16 protein-coding genes are annotated in these 15,736 nt (G+C 61.4%); 13 read left to right on the plus strand and 3 right to left on the minus strand.

Annotated features, from left to right (window positions below; translation table 11 throughout):
• Window positions 1-24: 24 nt before the first annotated feature.
• Together rlmN and H6F58_RS02090 are read left to right on the plus strand one after the other, a co-directional pair.
• Window positions 25-1,323 carry a 23S rRNA (adenine(2503)-C(2))-methyltransferase RlmN gene (gene rlmN / locus H6F58_RS02085; RefSeq protein WP_244652227.1) on the plus strand — a complete coding sequence of 433 codons (1,299 nt, stop codon included), beginning with the start codon at window positions 25-27 and terminating at the stop codon, window positions 1,321-1,323.
• 92 nt (window positions 1,324-1,415) lie between these two features.
• On the plus strand, window positions 1,416-1,889 hold the full coding sequence (locus tag H6F58_RS02090; RefSeq protein WP_195180992.1) for a carboxymuconolactone decarboxylase family protein: 474 nt from the start codon (window positions 1,416-1,418) through the stop codon (window positions 1,887-1,889).
• 104 nt (window positions 1,890-1,993) lie between these two features.
• On the opposite strand, the gene H6F58_RS02095 is transcribed toward H6F58_RS02090, so the two are convergent.
• Window positions 1,994-2,251: a hypothetical protein gene (locus H6F58_RS02095; RefSeq protein WP_146276514.1), complete on the minus strand. Its 258-nt coding sequence runs from the start codon at window positions 2,249-2,251 to the stop codon at window positions 1,994-1,996.
• Between the two features lie 248 nt (window positions 2,252-2,499).
• On the opposite strand from H6F58_RS02095, the gene H6F58_RS02100 reads away from it, so the two are divergent.
• From H6F58_RS02100 to H6F58_RS02110, 3 genes are all read left to right on the plus strand, one after another.
• Entirely contained in the window at window positions 2,500-3,624 is a 1,125-nt protein-coding gene (locus H6F58_RS02100) for a hypothetical protein (RefSeq protein WP_195180993.1), read from the plus strand.
• Window positions 3,625-3,752: 128 nt separating this feature from the next.
• Window positions 3,753-4,949 carry an aminotransferase class I/II-fold pyridoxal phosphate-dependent enzyme gene (locus H6F58_RS02105; protein WP_146276510.1) on the plus strand — a complete coding sequence of 399 codons (1,197 nt, stop codon included), beginning with the start codon at window positions 3,753-3,755 and terminating at the stop codon, window positions 4,947-4,949.
• A 109-nt stretch (window positions 4,950-5,058) separates the two neighbouring features.
• A complete protein-coding gene (locus tag H6F58_RS02110; RefSeq protein WP_146276508.1) occupies window positions 5,059-5,415 on the plus strand; it encodes a DUF2695 domain-containing protein in 357 nt (118 codons plus the stop codon).
• 3 nt (window positions 5,416-5,418) lie between these two features.
• Here H6F58_RS02110 and H6F58_RS02115 read toward each other — a convergent pair whose 3' ends face one another.
• Window positions 5,419-6,090, minus strand: a complete 672-nt coding sequence (locus tag H6F58_RS02115) for a VTT domain-containing protein (protein WP_348536357.1) — start codon at window positions 6,088-6,090, stop codon at window positions 5,419-5,421.
• Window positions 6,091-6,436: 346 nt separating this feature from the next.
• Here H6F58_RS02115 and H6F58_RS02120 point away from each other — a divergent pair, with 346 nt between their 5' ends.
• Genes H6F58_RS02120 through H6F58_RS02135 form a run of 4 tightly spaced genes read left to right on the plus strand, consistent with a single transcriptional unit; the run spans window position 6,437 to window position 9,859 of the window.
• Complete coding sequence (locus tag H6F58_RS02120) at window positions 6,437-7,354, plus strand: ABC transporter ATP-binding protein (protein WP_146276504.1); 918 nt, start codon at window positions 6,437-6,439, stop codon at window positions 7,352-7,354.
• Entirely contained in the window at window positions 7,351-8,106 is a 756-nt protein-coding gene (locus H6F58_RS02125) for an ABC transporter permease (protein WP_060702752.1), read from the plus strand. The genes H6F58_RS02120 and H6F58_RS02125 overlap by 4 nt, the downstream gene beginning before the upstream one ends.
• Window positions 8,043-9,257, plus strand: a complete 1,215-nt coding sequence (locus tag H6F58_RS02130) for a histidine kinase (protein WP_206693391.1) — start codon at window positions 8,043-8,045, stop codon at window positions 9,255-9,257. Before H6F58_RS02125 ends, H6F58_RS02130 begins: the two co-directional genes overlap by 64 nt.
• Entirely contained in the window at window positions 9,254-9,859 is a 606-nt protein-coding gene (locus tag H6F58_RS02135) for a response regulator transcription factor (protein ID WP_146276498.1), read from the plus strand. Before H6F58_RS02130 ends, H6F58_RS02135 begins: the two co-directional genes overlap by 4 nt.
• Here H6F58_RS02135 and H6F58_RS02140 read toward each other — a convergent pair.
• Window positions 9,856-10,356 (minus strand): DUF456 domain-containing protein, encoded by a 501-nt coding sequence (locus H6F58_RS02140; protein ID WP_098945519.1) that lies wholly within the window; start codon window positions 10,354-10,356, stop codon window positions 9,856-9,858. The two genes, H6F58_RS02135 and H6F58_RS02140, sit on opposite strands and share 4 nt — an antisense overlap.
• A 581-nt stretch (window positions 10,357-10,937) precedes the next feature.
• Between H6F58_RS02140 and H6F58_RS02145 the strand changes: the two genes are divergently transcribed.
• The 4 genes from H6F58_RS02145 to yjfF all read left to right on the plus strand — a co-directional run bounded on the left by H6F58_RS02145 (window position 10,938) and on the right by yjfF (window position 15,611).
• Entirely contained in the window at window positions 10,938-11,930 is a 993-nt protein-coding gene (locus H6F58_RS02145) for an ABC transporter substrate-binding protein (RefSeq protein ID WP_146276496.1), read from the plus strand.
• 167 nt (window positions 11,931-12,097) lie between these two features.
• Window positions 12,098-13,600, plus strand: a complete 1,503-nt coding sequence (locus tag H6F58_RS02150) for a sugar ABC transporter ATP-binding protein (protein ID WP_244652266.1) — start codon at window positions 12,098-12,100, stop codon at window positions 13,598-13,600.
• Window positions 13,597-14,619, plus strand: a complete 1,023-nt coding sequence (locus tag H6F58_RS02155; protein WP_146276492.1) for an ABC transporter permease — start codon at window positions 13,597-13,599, stop codon at window positions 14,617-14,619. The genes H6F58_RS02150 and H6F58_RS02155 overlap by 4 nt, the downstream gene beginning before the upstream one ends.
• Complete coding sequence (gene yjfF / locus H6F58_RS02160) at window positions 14,616-15,611, plus strand: galactofuranose ABC transporter, permease protein YjfF (protein ID WP_146276490.1); 996 nt, start codon at window positions 14,616-14,618, stop codon at window positions 15,609-15,611. Before H6F58_RS02155 ends, yjfF begins: the two co-directional genes overlap by 4 nt.
• Window positions 15,612-15,736: the final 125 nt, after the last annotated feature.

Genomic DNA, 15,736 nt, shown 5'->3' on the forward strand with positions numbered 1-15,736 from the left:
GGATACGTGAAACAATAGGTAGTAATGACTTCCAGCGACTCCACCACACTGACCGCCGTTGAGCGCAAGGCGCTGCGTACCGAGCAGGCTGCTGCTCAGCGTGCCCAGCAGCTGCGCATTTCCAAGTCCCGCGCCAATGCCGAAGGCCGTTCGCAGGTGATTCCCACCGCAGAAGGCTGGAAGCAGGAGATGGGCGCCGATGGCCGCCCGGAACTGCAGTTCTCGACCAAGCGCCGGGTCTCCCAGCCGCCCACGCACCTCGCCGACCTCACTCTGGCCGAGCGCCAGGCCGAGCTGAAGGCCTTGGGCCTGCCGGCATTCCGCGCCAAGCAGCTTTCGGTGCACTACTTCCAGCACTACACCACCGACCCCGAGAAGATGAGCGACCTTCCCAAGGATCGCCGCGAGGAACTGGTCCAGGCCATGTTCCCGAAGTTGCTCACCGAGGTCAAGCGCCTGGAGACCGATGATGGCAAGACCATCAAGTTCCTCTGGCGCCTCTTCGACGGCTCGCTGGTCGAATCCGTGCTGATGCGCTACCCGAACCGCATCACCCTGTGCATCTCCTCGCAGTGCGGCTGCGGCATGAACTGCCCATTCTGCGCCACCGGCCAGGCCGGGCTGACCCGCAACATGTCCACCGCGGAAATCCTGGACCAGATCGTCCAGGCCAACCGCGTGATCGCCGAAGGCGGACTGGGCGGCCAGAAGCACCCGGACGAGCGCGTTGGCAACATCGTGTTCATGGGCATGGGCGAGCCGCTGGCCAACTACAAGCGCGTCATGAACGCCGTGCACCGCATGGTCGCCGAAGCCCCCGAAGGCCTGGGCATGAGCGCCCGCGGCATCACCGTGTCCACCGTGGGGCTGGTTCCGGCCATCCGCAAGCTGGCTGATGAGAACGTCCCAGTGACCTTCGCGTTGTCCCTGCACGCGCCGGATGACGAGCTGCGCGACGAGCTGATCCCGGTCAACTCCCGCTGGAAGGTCGACGAGGCGCTGGATGCCGCCTTCGACTACTACGTGAAGACCGGTCGCCGCGTTTCCATCGAGTACGCGCTGATCAAGGACATGAACGATCACGAATGGCGCGCAGAAATGCTGGCCAAGAAGCTCAATGCCCGCGGCCGCGGCTGGGTGCATGTGAACCCGATTCCGCTGAACCCGGTTCCGGGTTCCATCTGGACCCGAAGCGAACCGGATATCACCTCCAAGTTCGTTCGCCGCCTCGACGAGCTGGGCGTGCCGACCACCTTGCGTGATACCCGCGGCAAGGAAATCGACGGCGCTTGCGGCCAGCTGGCCGCCGACGGCGACAAATAGCATTATTCGCGGAGACCAGTTTTCTGGTCTCCGCGGTGCTTTAACCAGGTAGCTCGAATCGCGAGATGGGCTGCGCGGGGTAAAGTTCAATCATGGCCGTTTCAGACCCGTTATTTCTTGATAAGACCAACCCAGAGCTGTGGAACTCGATTGGAAAGTTCTCCAACGAAGTGGCCAAGTCCTACCGCGCCGCCGGTGTCAGCGACCGCACCGCAGAGCTGGTGAACCTGCGTGTTTCGCAGATCAATGGCTGCGCCTATTGCCTGGACCTGCATGCCCGCAAGGCGTTGGCTGCTGGCGAGAGCCTGCAGCGCATCAACCTCTTGCGCACCTGGGATGAATGCGGCGGCTTGTTCAGCGAAGAGGAATGCGCGGCGCTGGCCATTGCCGAGGCCGCCACGGATCTGCCAAAGCCCGAGGAGCGCATTGCCGCGGTGGCTTCTGCCCGCCTGGTCCTGACCGATGAGCAGGTGGCGGCGATCCAGTGGATCGCTGTTGCCATGAACGCCTTCAACAGGATTTCAATTCTCTCGCGCCACCCGGTGAAGGAACGCGAGCTGTCCTGATACCCGGGCAGCACAAGGCGTTCAGGACAACGCAGCTTCGAGCTGCTGGCCACCAGGGATTGCCGTGTACTGTGGGTTCCGCTGCTGCTCGCTTTTCGCGAGGACTACAGTTTTTCCTGCGCATCGGTGCTGCGAACTGCCGCGGTATAGCGGCGCTCGAATTCGGCCGCGCTCACCAGTTCGCGTTCCACGCGGAAGGAAGATTCCGGGATGCCGAGGATCGCCGCGATGAGCGTGCGGGTGTAGCTGGCGATCTTGCGGGACTTCCGGGTGCAGGTGACCTGGTCCAATTCGGGGACCCAGATGTTCCACCAGCCGCCCTCTTTGCCAACGACGGCATGGAATACTTTTTGCTCGTTCAACGCTTCTCCTGCTTTCAGCCGATTGCTGCCCGGGCAGCATGGAATCTCTTGTTACAGTCTCCCCGGTCGCCCAGCGATCAACAAGCATGGCGTGGCGGAACATGTTCCGGAGTTCTCAGGCGTGTTACAAGTGCAAGAACTCCACGGCGACTTTCCAGAAATCCCTTGACGCGACTGCTTCCCCCGCATACCTTTGATGTCATATTGATATATCACTTCATGGCTTTGCGCCATCACGGGGGAATTGAATGCCCAGCACTTCATCAACGCAGGTTCCAGAAGCAACATCCAAAAAGGGAAGGCTGGTGCGCGTAGCAACCTACGCCGAGGCGATTATCGCCTTTCTCATCGGCTCCGGATTCGCCACGGGACAGGAGATTCTGCAGTACTTCACCTCCTACGGCTATGCCGGAATTTTCGGAACCGGCCTGCTGGTCTTGCTGCTCATGAGCTACGTCGCCGTTGAATTCTTCATAGTCGGCCAGGCAAAGAAGTTCGAGAAGCCGTCAAGGATCTTCCACTACTACTGTGGCAAATACCTGGGCACCTTCTTCGACTATTTCTCCGTCCTCTTCGTTTTCCTCAGCTTCACCGTGATGGTCGCCGGCGCTGGAGCAGTTTTCGAGGAACACTATGGAATGTCCAAATACTTTGGCGGCGTCGGCCTGGCCATCGTGGTGGGATTGAGCGTCTGGTTCGGCTTGAAGAACCTGGTGGATGTCATTGGCAAGATCGGTCCGTTGATCGTGGTTGTTGCCGTCGGGCTTGGGCTGATCGGCATCTTGCGCAATCCGAGCGGAATTGCCGAAGGGCAGGCGCTGCTGCCAACCCTGGATCTGACCCAGGCATCAACTAACTGGTTCATGTCGGGGCTGTCCTACGTTGGCTTCTGCATGCTGTGGCTGGCCGCATTCCTGACCGCTCTGGGCAAGACCGCGCGCAATCGCAAGGAAGCCACCGCCGGGGCGCTGACCGGAGCCACGGTCTTCTCGCTGGCGTGCGTCATTGTCGGTTTGGGCCTTCTGGCCAACATCACCCGAGTGGGCGGCACAGAAATTCCGATGCTGGTGCTGGCCGCCGACATCAATCCGATCCTGGCCGCTGGTATTTCGGTGATGATTCTCGCCGGCATCTACACCACCGCCGTGCCGCTGCTGTGGACGGTCTCCTCGCGGTTTTACGCCGACCGGACCCAGGGCTTCAAATACCTCACCGTCATCTTGGCCGTCGCCGGAACCGTCATCGGCCTCCTGCTCCCGTTCTCGCAGATGGTCAACCTGGTCTACGTGGTCAATGGCTATGTCGGCGTCCTGCTGCTGGTCTTGATGCTGGCCAAGACCGTCCTGCGCGCGGTGCGCCGGCAGCCGTTGTAACCGCGAGCCGGCCGCTGGGAGGACCGGGGTAGCATGGGATGCTGGGACTTGGGTGGGCGCGAATCAGCCGAATCGCGCCTCACCCGGCCGTGCGGGCCCGCCGCACCAGTAACCAGTGAGGACAAAGAGTGCAGGTATCCCAGCGCGCCAAGGTTGCACCATTTGAAGTGATGCAGATCGTTGAACAGGTCACGAAGATGCGCCAGGCCGGCCACGACGTGATCTCGCTGTGCGTTGGCGAACCGGGTGGCGGGGCGCCTGCCGCCGTCAATGAGCTGGCAGCACAGCTGCACGGCGAGCATGCAGACTTCGGCTACACCTCAACGGCCGGCCTGAGCGAAACCCGCCAGGCCCTTGCCGATCACTACCGTGACAGTTATGCGGTGCAGATTCCCGCGAAGAACTTCGTCATGACCACCGGATCCTCCGGCGCTTTCCAGCTTTCTTTCCTCGCCGCCTTCGATTCCGGCGATGTGGTGGCCTTGGCCCGCCCCGGCTATCCGGCCTATGCCAATATCCTTGGTGCCTTGGGCCTGACGGTGGTGGACTTGCCGACCACCGCCGAACAACGCTTCCAGCCCACCATCAAGAATCTGGAACAAGCCAAGAAGGAGCATGGCCGTCTCGACGGGCTGGTGGTGGCCTCGCCGAACAATCCCACCGGCACGATGTTCAGCGCCGAGGAGCTGCGGGAGCTGGCCTTGTGGTGCGAGGCCAATGGGGTCCGGCTGATCAGCGACGAGATCTATCACGGCATCGAGTTCGACCCGCAGCGCAAGGGCCACACCTCATGGGAGTATTCGCGGACTTCCATCGTGGTTTCTTCCTTCTCCAAGTACTGGGGCATGACCGGATGGCGTCTTGGCTGGATGATCGTTCCCGACGACTTGCTGCCAGCGGTGGATGCACTCGCATCAAACCTTGCCCTGTGCGCCCCGGCTCCTGCCCAGCGCGCCGCGGTGGCCGCCTTTACCCCGCAGAGCCTGGAAGAAGCGAACGCGCGCGTTGGCGAATTCGCCCGCACCCGGGAACTGGTGCTCGGCAGCCTGGAGAAGCTGGGCATCGAGCAGGCCGCGCCTGCGGACGGCGCGTTCTACCTTTATGGCCGGTTGGCCCCTGGAGTGCTGGAACATTTTGGGTCGGCCAGCGGCTTCTGCCAAGAGGTTTTGAAGAATGCGCATGTGGCGCTGACACCGGGCGGGGACTTTGACCCCTTCGAAGGCCATCTGTTCATCCGGCTGTCTTTTGCCGCCGGATACGAGCGCGTGGCCGAAGCCCTGGAGCGGGTGGACGCGTTCCTGCGCCGGAGTCTGGCCCTGGGCTAGATGTCCACAGTTCGCTTCCCAACGTGCTGCGGGGAGGACTCGGCGTTGGACAGTAGTGGCGAGGACGGCGGAATAACCGGCCTCGCCACTACTGCGTCAAGGAGTTCTGATGTCCGAGTTGCCCAGGCCTGTGATTCATGAATGCCTGCCCTGCTATTTGTATCGGGTGGCTTCGGACGCCGCCTGCGATGGAAGCCTGCGGATGCTCAGTTTTTATCGTGATGAATGCGCTCCGCGAGCCAGCGCGCTGGAGAAGAAAATGCGGGTGCTCGGCGGATATTGCGACTGCGAAGTCCTGCTGAACGTGGTGCGGCCGGCAACCACCGAGGCGATGCGCCTGATCGATGCGGGCGAGGATTTGGTCTGCAAAGGAGTACGCCGCGGCACCATTCAACCTTGCGAAAATTGGTTGATGCGCCACGGCGTACAGTGGGGTGGCGGCCGATTCGGCCGCCGAAGTGCTTAGAAACTAGTCTTCGATCCTCTTATTTGGCTTGCGGGCCTTGAGCAATTCAACGCCGATAGGGATCACTGAGAGCAGAACGATCAGAATGAAGATGATGTCGATGTTCTCTTCGATCCAGCTGAACTGTCCCAGCCAATAGCCCAGCAGCGTGACGCCGATGCCCCAGAGAGCGGCACCGATCAGGTTGAAGGTGACGAAGGTCTTGTGGTCCATCTTGGCCACGCCAGCGATGACCGGGACAAAAGTGCGGACGACGGGAACAAAACGTGCCAGGATCACTGCGCGGCCACCGAACTTCTCGAAGAATTCGTGGGCGCGTTCAACATTCTTTTGCGAGAAGAAGCGCGAGTCCGGCTTGTTGAAGACGGCCGGGCCGGACTTCCTGCCGATGATGTAGCCGGTTTGGTCACCGGCGAAGGCGCAGATGAAGATCGCCAGGGCAAAGAGCCACAGCGGTACGTGAATGGTTCCGGTGGCGATGAGCATGCCGACGGTGAAGAGCATCGAGTCGCCTGGCAGGAAGAATCCCACGAGCAATCCGGTTTCGGCGAAGACAATGACGCAGACCAGCAGGACAACCCATGGTCCGAGTTCCGGGTTATTCAGGAAGACAGCCGGGTTCAGCCAGTCTGGCAGGAAGGCCGCTCCCACGGTCGGCGACGCAAAGTCCGTCACGAAGGAAAGAAAAGAAGATTGATCTAGCACAGGAAAAATCCTACGGGATGTCACTGTGAGTTTCCCATAGGGGTATCCCGAAGCTCCGCTGCTGGATTGCCCGGCCACAAGGGAGAAAATCTCCAATGTGTTCGTTGACCCGGAGGGATCATGGTTTTCCGCCAGATTGGCGACAGCAGCCATCGGGCATCTCGTGGCGGCGAGTTGCCAAGCTCACAGTCGGTCCAGAAGCAATCAACTGCATGGTTGAATCCGGGCAACTAATTTCCGCCCATGACAACGGTCATGGGCAACACATGACATTCTGCTCTTCTGCCCACCTGGCAAACGGGGAAGACTGTGAAACATGGAAACGCTAATTAAAGCCGATGCGGTTTCTCTCCGAGGCCTGAAGAAGACTTTCTCGACGCCGCGCAACAAGGTTGAAGCCGTCAAGGGCATCGACCTGAAGATCCAGACCGGGCAGATCGTGGCCTTCCTGGGACCCAATGGAGCCGGCAAGACAACCACCGTGGACATGATCCTGGGGCTGACCCAGCCCACCGGGGGATCGGTGGAAATCCTCGGCCTGGATCCGCGCCAAGCGATCTTGTCTGGCCGGGTCTCGGCCGTTTTGCAGACCGGTGGGCTCCTGCGTGACATGACCGTCAAGGAGACCGTGTCCGTCATCGCCCACATGCATGAAAAGGCCGATCGCATTGGCCCGGTCATGGAACGCACGGGCCTGGACAAGATCGCCAAGCGGCGCGTGGGCAAATGCTCCGGAGGCGAGCAGCAGCGCATCAAATTCGCCCTGGCCCTGCTGCCCGACCCGGATGTGCTGATCCTCGATGAGCCAACGGCCGGCATGGACGTGATGGCCCGCAGGGACTTCTGGGCCACGATGCGCGCCGAAGCCACCGATGGACGCACCATCATCTTCGCCACGCACTATCTGGAAGAAGCCCAGAACTTCGCCGAACGCACCATATTGATGAGCCAAGGGCGGATTGTCGCTGACGGGGCGACCGAAGAGCTGCGCAAACTCATCTCCGGCCGCACAGTCAGCGCTTCCTTCCCCTCGCCAGAACACGCCGACCGGGCCGCGGCTTTTGGCGACTCGGTGCAGGTGGCCGAGCGCAACGGATTGCGCCTGTCCTTCCACAGCGCAGATTCTGACCGCTTCGCAGCCGCCCTGCTTTCCGAATACCAGGGCTACGACCTGGAAATTTCCTCACCGAGCCTGGAAGACGCCTTCATCCAGCTGACCAAGGACGCATCATGATGAGCACCTATATCCGCGTGGAATTCGCGCGGCACTTCCGCGACGGGTACAACCTGATCTTCGCCCTGCTGCTGCCCGCGGCAATGTACATCCTGTTCGGAAACATCCCCAGCTACACCGAATCCGCGCTGGGCGCTGGAAACGTGAAGTTCTATCTGATGATTTCCATGGCTGCCTACGGAGCGGCGGTCAGCACGGTAGCCATCGCCGGCACCGTGGCCACCGAAACCATGCAGGGGTGGGGCCGGCAAATCGCCTTGACCAGAATGCCTCCGGCCATGTTCGTTGGAAGCAAGATGATCGTTGCCGCGACGGTCGCTGGCGCTTCGGCAGCATTGGTCTTCGCCTTGGGAGCGGCCACTGGGGCCGAAGTCCAAGAAGGCTGGATCTGGGGCGCGAGCTACCTGATCATCCTGCTCGGCGCCTTGGTTTTCGCCTGTTATGGCATTGGGGTGGGCATGATGTTCAAATCCGAATCAGCCCTGGGCCTGGCCTCGGGACTGATGGTGTTCTTCGCCTTCTTCGGCAACGTCTTCATGCCCCTGGAAGGAGGCATGCTCGACGCGGCACGCTTCACCCCGATGTACGGCTACGTCGCACTGGCCCGCTACCCATTGCTCAAGGACATGCCTGCCGGAGTGGACATGGCGCCGGATGCCCTGTGGATCCCAACCGCTAACCTAGTGGCATGGGCACTCATCTTCGTTCTCTTCGCGGTTCTGGCCACCAGGAAGGCCAAGGCTCGCCAGTGAGCCAGAGCCAGCCCGGCGCCGGCGCAGCGGCCGATCTGCCCTGCGGCTTCGACGATGACCAGAAATTCTGGGATCGCCGAGGCTGGCTGATTGCCGGGGTCTGGGTGATTTTCCTGGTCTTCCCGGTTCTGGACCTGGTCCTGGATGACTATGCGCTGCCCACCCGGATCATCGGCCTGGCGCTGATTGCCCTGTTCGCCGCCGTGTACCTGAGGTCCTATGCGCAGTTCTCGTGGACGATCGGGCAGGGCGGAACTAGCGCCCGCCGGGCGCAGGCGAGCTTCCTGGTCCTCTGCGCGATCATCGCCGCAGGCATCCCGGTCATCGGGCTGACCACCATGGGGCTTTTCCCCTTCATCACCTCGTTCGCGATCTTCCTGCTGAGCAGGACCTGGGCCATCGCCACCTATGCGGCGGTGCTGGTGCTCAGCTTCGCGCTGCCGATCATCTTCGGGCAGTTCATGGATGCGATCTTCCTGATTGGCCTGAACCTCGTGCTGATGGTGGTGTATGCCATCACCGTGGCCGCCATCCGGCGCTCGACCGCAGCGGAAAAGATCCGCAGCGACTACCTGCTGGTGGCCGAGCAGGAACGTGTGGCCAGGGATGTGCACGATGGCATCGGACATTCGCTGACCGCTTTGAATTTGAAGGCGCAGCTCGCCCTGCGGCTGATGGACCAGGAGCAATACGCCCAGGCACGCAGGGAACTGGAGCAGCTCAGTGCCTTGGCCGTGGACGCGCTGGATTCGGTGCGCACCACGGTGCACGGGCTCAGCCGCCAGGACCTGGCCGCGGAATTGGCCGAGCTGCAGCAGGCTTGCAGCGACAACAACCTGAAATTCAGCGTGGCAGGCACCGCCGAGCAGGTGCCGATGCAACTGCGCTCGCACGTGGCGTGGATCCTGCGCGAAGCGGTCACCAACGTGCTGCGCCACGCCCACGCCAGCAGAATCGTGCTGCATCTGGAACCGGGCAAGGTCAGCGTTGATGACGACGGCGACGGACTGCAGGCCAGCACCCCGGGCCATGGCATCCGGGGAATGCAAGAACGCGCCAGGCAGTTCGGCGCCAGCTGCACCGTTGGGGCGTCACGACTGGGCGGAACCAGCGTGCAGGTAGCCTTTGGCGCGAAAGGGAGCAAAGCATGATCCGGATACTCATCGCCGATGACCAGCACCTGGTCCGCGGTGCGCTGGCCGCCCTGCTGAACCTCGAAGAAGATATCCAGGTCGTCGCGCAATGCGCCGACGGGGACGAAGTCGCAGCTGCCCTAGTTGAGCACCCGGCGGATATCGCCTTGCTGGATGTGCAGATGCCTCGGCAAGATGGGCTGCGCACCGCGGCGGAACTCAGGGCCAGCCACCCGGGGGTGAAAGTGCTGATCCTGACCACTTTCGACCGACCCGGCTACTTCCGCCAGGCCTTCGAGGCCGGCGCCCATGGCTTTCTGGTCAAGGACTCGCCACCGGCGGAGCTGGTTGCCGCCATCCGCAGGGTTTCTTGCGGGGACAAGGTCGTGGATCCGCAGCGCGCCATGCTCAGCGTGGAGGCGAGCAGCAACCCGCTGACCGGGCGCGAGCGCGAGATCCTGTCGCTGGCCGCCTCCGGCTCGCCGGTCTCGCAGATTGCTTCCGCGGTGCACCTGTCGGTGGGAACCGTGCGCAACCACCTGTCCAACGCGATCGGCAAAACCAGCACCGCCAACCGCATCGAGGCGGCGCGCTACGCCCGTGAGATGGGCTGGATCTAGCGAGTCGCGAAGTGCGCAATCAGGCCGATCACCCAGATGGAAGAGGCCAGCAGCACGCAGCCGAATTCCACCACGATGCCCAGGCCCATGGCCTTCAATGCCGCCCAGGAAGAGCTGAAAGCACCGGAGATCTCGCGGCGCCGCACGCTTTCCCCGGCAAAGAGCCCCACGGCAAAGCCGATAAACAGACCCAGGACCGGGATGATGAATGCCCCGGCGATGGCCCCGATCGCGGCAAAGAGGATCGACCCCTTGGGAACCTGGTGCTCCTTGAGCTTCCTGCCGGTCAGTATGGCCGAGGCGGACCATCCCAGCACCGCGATTCCCATGCCCAGGCCGGCGGCCCACCAGGAGGCGCTGGAGCCGAGCAGCCAGCCCCAGGCCAGCAGGGTGCCGATGGTCAGCAGCGAACCGGGCAGCACCGGGAAGATCGTTCCCAGGGCCGAAACCACGAGCAAGATTCCAGCAAGAATGGTGTAAATAATCTGTGTATCCACCCACCTAGTGTGGCACGGGCACGACTGCATGGTCTTCAGCGCAGGTCTTCTGCACCCCGCGTCGGCGAGCAGGCCCTGGCAGCTACGCAGCTGCAGCCTGGAATAACGAGGGGCGTACTGCGAAGACCAAGCTGATCAAGCTCCAAGCCCATCTCGATGCTGCCCAAAGACGGTGACAGCATCGAGCATGGTCCCATGGCCGGAAGGGCCAACCGAACGTGCGAAGCTGATGCCCGGCGCCACCCTCGTGCAGTGGCGCCCTGGCAGGCTGCGTTGGCGTGCTGCCAGGAGAGGATCCCTTGTTCTCCGGGGCAGGCATGCCGAGCGCAGAACCTTTCCCACGTGCAAATCGACCGAATAGTCCCATTGGGTTTTTAACTTTTTCTCTAGAACTCCTAGTCGCCGGACTGAAATTTCAGGGTTCGAATGTTTGTGGCAATTCTGTAATAAAAAAAGAAAATTTACCCAGACTCTTCCAAGGCTAAATTGTTAGCGCTAACATTGTGAGCACCGACACAGGCATCCCGCATTCGGAATCAATCACTCGACAGTCGGCGGGGACCCACGAGAAGGACATCTCAATGAAGCGAAAGACCTTTTTACGCGCAGGAATTGCTGCGCTCTCTGTTGCAGCCATGGCGGCTTTGACCGCCTGCTCAGGCTCGGACTCTGGCGGATCTGCGGCATCCGGCGGCGGCTCGGAAACCATCTCCATCGGATTTTCGCAAGTTGGCGCTGAATCGGGATGGCGCGCGGCGAACACCAAGGACATCCAGGACACCCTCACCGAAGCCAATGGCTTCAAGCTCAGCTTCTCCGATGCACAGCAGAAGCAGGAAAACCAGATCCAGGCGCTCCGCTCGTACATTGCCCAGGGCGTAGATGTGCTGGCTTTCTCGCCCGTCGTGGAGACCGGATGGGACGCAGTGCTTCAGGAAGCTAAAAACGCCAACATTCCGGTAGTGCTCACCGACCGCGCGGTCGACACCGCAGATGACTCGCTCTATGCCTCATTCATCGGTTCTGACTTTGTTGAAGAAGGCAAGCGCGCTGGGGACTGGGTGGCAGAGAACTTCAAGGATGAAGAGCTGAAGGTGGTGGAACTGCAAGGGACCACCGGTTCCGCTCCTGCCATCGACCGCAAAGAAGGCTTCGAAAAAGCAATCGCTGGCACTGACATCAAGATCATGGATTCCCAGACCGGCGATTTCACCCGCGCCGGCGGCAAGCAGGTCATGGAGGGGTTCTTGAACTCGCATGACGACATCGACCTGGTCTTCGCGCACAACGACGATATGGGACTGGGCGCCATCGAGGCCATCGAGGCAGCAGGCAAGAAGCCGGGCAAGGACATCAAGATCGTCACCATTGACGCGGTGAAGGATGGAATGCAGGCCCTGGCAGACGGCAAGATCAACTACATCGTTGAATGCAATCCGCTGCTCGGGCAAGACCTTTCCGAGATCGCCAAAAAGGTCGTCGCTGGCGAAGCGGTGGAGAAGCGCATCGTGGTTGAAGATGCAGCTTTCACCCAGGACGAAGCAGCCAAGGCCTTGCCAGAGCGCAAGTACTAAGCGCCAAGGGCATCATGATCCGGCGCACGGGGTTACTGTGCGCCGGATCATCAACTAGCAACAGATTACGGACCCATAGAGGCAAGTTAATGATTGCATCAGAACCTCAACAGCGGCCAAACGCAGCCGATATCCCCGAGTACCCACCAACTTCACCGGTAGTCCAGATGACCGGAATCACCGTGGAATTCCCCGGCGTCAAAGCACTGGACAGCGTTGATTTCAGGCTATTTCCTGGCGAAGTCCACGCCCTGATGGGAGAGAACGGCGCGGGAAAATCCACGCTGATCAAGGCGCTGACCGGAGTCAACCAGATTGCTGCTGGCACCGTCATGGTCAGCGGAGCCCCAGCCCGTTTCAGCGGCCCTGCCGACGCGCGGGAACATGGAATCTCCACGGTTTACCAAGAAGTCAACCTGTGCACTAACCTGACAGTCGCTGAAAACATCATGCTTGGCAGCGAACCACGACGTTTTGGCGGTCTGGACTGGCACAGCATGCGCCGCCAAGCCAAAGTGTTCCTCACGCGAATGGGGCTGGGCATCGACCCTGCCAGCTCCTTGGGATCCCATTCCCTGGCGGTCCAGCAGCTCGTGGCGATTAGCCGCGCCATGGTAGTCAACGCCAAGGTCCTGATCCTTGATGAGCCGACCTCATCGTTGGATACCGATGAAGTGGAACAGCTGTTCGACGTCATGCGCCAGCTGCGCCAAGATGGCGTGGCAATCCTGTTCGTCTCGCACTTCCTGGACCAGATCTACGCCATTTCGGACCGCATCACGGTTTTGCGCAACGGCGCATTGGTCCAAGAACGCCTCACTGGCGAGCTGCCGCAACGGGAGCTGGTCTCGCTGATGATCGCCGGCACCCCGGATGCGCAGGTCGGCCAAGCCAACGAGCGCAACTCCAGCGGTTCGCGTGCCGAAAATGCCAAGCCCTTGCTGCAGGCCGTAGGCCTGGGCCGCAAGGGTGCAGTGCAACCGTTCGACCTGGAACTTTATCCTGGCGAAGTCATCGGAATGGCAGGGCTGCTGGGTTCTGGGCGAACTGAACTGGCTCGACTGCTCTATGGCGCAGATAAGGCCGACGAGGGGTCGATCAATCTGCAGGGGGCACCGGCAAAATTGCGTACCCCTCGCCAAGCTCTTGGGCACAAGATCGCCTACACTTCCGAGGACCGCAAGGGCGAAGGCGTGGTCGGCGACCTGACCGTGGCCGAGAACATCATCCTGGGACTGCAAGCCGCTCGTGGCTGGACCCGCCCGATGCCAGCGGCCAAGGCATCACAGGTCGTTGAAGCCTATATCAAGGCGCTTGGAATACGACCGGCCAACCCCCAAGCGCTGCTTAAGAACCTATCGGGTGGAAACCAGCAAAAAGTCCTGCTGGCCCGATGGCTGGCGACTGCTCCGAAACTGCTGATTTTGGATGAACCCACGCGAGGCATAGATATCGGCGCGAAAACCGAGATCATGAACCTTGTTTCAGAACTGGCCGAGCAAGGCATGGCGGTGGTCTTCATTTCCGCCGAGCTGGAAGAGGTGCTGCGCCTCTCGGATCGCATTGTCGTCATGCGCGATCATGCGAAGGTTGCCGAAATACCCAGCACCCCAGACGTGGACGTGCCACGACTCATTGAAATCATCGCTTCCGGGGAAGAAGACAAATGATCCGCATATTCAAACACCGGCTGTTCTGGCCGCTGGCCGCGCTGGCGGCACTATTGCTGGCTTGCAGCATCAGGCGCCCTGGCATTCTGGGCATCACCGTCCTGGATGGGCATTTGTTCGGCGCCCCGATCGACATCCTGCGCAATAGCGCGCCGCTGCTGCTGGTGGCCTTGGGCATGACGCTGGTCATCGCAACCCGAGGCATCGACCTGTCAGTCGGGGCCACCGTTGCCATTGCCGGGGCCGTGGCCCTGACATTCATCGCCAGTTCCGAGCATCCCGGATCGCTGGGAACAGCGCTGGGCGCCATCGTGGTGGCCCTGGGATTATGCTTCGTGCTGGGATGCTTCAACGGCATGCTGGTGGCAAATTTCGGCATCCAGCCCATCATTGCCACGCTGATCCTGATGACTGCTGGCCGCGGCATCGCCATGCTGATCACCAATGGCCAGATCACTACGGTAGCCAGCGCGCCTTTTGGCACTTTGGCGTCCGGATTCCTGCTGGGGCTTCCGGTGGCCGCCATCATCGCCTATGGGGTCTATATCGTGGTAGCGCTCCTGGTGCGCCGCACCGCCCTGGGCATGCTGCTGGAATCCGTGGGCATCAACCCTGAAGCCAGCCGCCTTGCCGGGGTTAAATCCAAAACTCTCGTATTCACCGTCTATGTCCTGTGCGCAATGCTCTCCGGCTTGGCCGGGCTGATCTTCGCTGCGAACACCATGGCCGCCGATGCAAACAACGCTGGCCTGTTCATCGAACTCGATGCGATTCTGGCTGTCGTGATTGGCGGCACGTCATTGGCCGGAGGCAAGTTCAATCTTTCGGGCACATTGATTGGCGTGCTCATCATTACCACCCTGAGCCTGACGGTGACGGTGCTGGGGGTATCGCCGCTGGTGACCTCGCTCTTCAAGGCCATTGTCGTCATCGCGGTAACACTGATGATGTCCACGCGGTTGCGCGCCATGCTGGCCGGACTGCGTGAGCGCCGCCGTTTCCAGGAGGTCAACGCATGAGCACCGCAACTGCCAGCACCACGCCCCGCCCGTCGCTGCGTCTCTCGCTGGACCGGCGCTACCTCCCGGTGCTGGGCACCGTCATTGTTTTCCTCTTGATGCTGCTGGTTGGCGGCCTGCGCTACGAGAATTTCCTCTCGCCGGCGGTGATTTCCAACCTCTTCATCAATAATGCGCACCTCATTGTGCTTGCCACGGGCATGACCTTCGTGATCCTCACCGGAGGCATCGACCTCTCGGTCGGCGCGGTCTTGGCCTTGTCCTCGGTGATCACCGCAACCCTGCTGCAGGCCGGAGTCCCATTGGCCCTGGTGTTGCCGACAGCCTTGCTGGCTGGCTCGCTCATTGGCCTGGGCATGGGAGTGATGATCCAGTACTTCGACGTGCAACCGTTCGTGGCCACCCTGGCTGGGATGTTCCTGGCCCGCGGCCTGTGCTTCATCTTCGCGCCAGAATCGGTGCCAATCCGGCACGAGGGCTTTACCTCCTTGACCAACTGGAGCCTGGCGGCCGGACGATGGCGGTTGACCGCGGCCGTGCTCATCGCGCTGCTCGTCGTTGCCGGGGCCTGGTGGACGCTGCACCGCACGCGCTTTGGCCGCACCGTGTATGCGGTCGGCGGTGGCGAGCATTCTGCCACCCTGATGGGGCTGCGAGTAGCTCGCACCAAAGTGATGGTTTACGTCATCTCCGGTACTTGCGCCTCGCTGGCAGGCATCCTGTTCGCGATGTTTTCCCGCTCAGGATATGCGCTCACCGGCGTGGGCATGGAACTTGACGCGATTGCGGCAGTGGTCATCGGCGGCACGCTGCTCGTCGGCGGGATGGGTTTTGTCGCCGGCTCAGTCGTAGGCGTCATGGTGCTTGGGCTGATCCAAACGATCATCACGTTCGAAGGAACGCTCAGTTCATGGTGGACCAAGATCGTTATCGGTGTCTTGCTGCTGATCTTCGTGATCCTGCAGCGAATACTTTCCCTGCGGAGGACCTAGTGCCGTAGCGAAAAAGTCCAGGGTTCGGCACGACCGTGCCGAACCCTGGACCATATCCAGCCGCCGATCGGCGGCGAATATCCCTTCGCGAGAACGGTGTCTTTTGCCGGAACCCGTCCTCGTCA

The sequence above is a fragment of the Glutamicibacter sp. FBE19 genome, assembly GCF_015524875.1.
Classification (GTDB): Bacteria; Actinomycetota; Actinomycetes; order Actinomycetales; family Micrococcaceae; genus Glutamicibacter; species Glutamicibacter halophytocola.

Bases quoted from the DNA above. Each gene is read 5' to 3' on its own strand.
- rlmN (WP_244652227.1), top strand. From the start codon at position 25: ATGACTTCCAGCGACTCCACCACACTGACCGCCGTTGAGCGCAAGGCG.
- H6F58_RS02090 (WP_195180992.1), top strand. From the start codon at position 1,416: ATGGCCGTTTCAGACCCGTTATTTCTTGATAAGACCAACCCAGAGCTG.
- H6F58_RS02100 (WP_195180993.1), top strand. From the start codon at position 2,500: ATGCCCAGCACTTCATCAACGCAGGTTCCAGAAGCAACATCCAAAAAG.
- H6F58_RS02110 (WP_146276508.1), top strand. From the start codon at position 5,059: ATGTCCGAGTTGCCCAGGCCTGTGATTCATGAATGCCTGCCCTGCTAT.
- H6F58_RS02120 (WP_146276504.1), top strand. From the start codon at position 6,437: ATGGAAACGCTAATTAAAGCCGATGCGGTTTCTCTCCGAGGCCTGAAG.
- H6F58_RS02125 (WP_060702752.1), top strand. From the start codon at position 7,351: ATGATGAGCACCTATATCCGCGTGGAATTCGCGCGGCACTTCCGCGAC.
- H6F58_RS02130 (WP_206693391.1), top strand. From the start codon at position 8,043: ATGGGCACTCATCTTCGTTCTCTTCGCGGTTCTGGCCACCAGGAAGGC.
- H6F58_RS02135 (WP_146276498.1), top strand. From the start codon at position 9,254: ATGATCCGGATACTCATCGCCGATGACCAGCACCTGGTCCGCGGTGCG.
- H6F58_RS02145 (WP_146276496.1), top strand. From the start codon at position 10,938: ATGAAGCGAAAGACCTTTTTACGCGCAGGAATTGCTGCGCTCTCTGTT.
- H6F58_RS02150 (WP_244652266.1), top strand. From the start codon at position 12,098: ATGACCGGAATCACCGTGGAATTCCCCGGCGTCAAAGCACTGGACAGC.
- H6F58_RS02155 (WP_146276492.1), top strand. From the start codon at position 13,597: ATGATCCGCATATTCAAACACCGGCTGTTCTGGCCGCTGGCCGCGCTG.
- yjfF (WP_146276490.1), top strand. From the start codon at position 14,616: ATGAGCACCGCAACTGCCAGCACCACGCCCCGCCCGTCGCTGCGTCTC.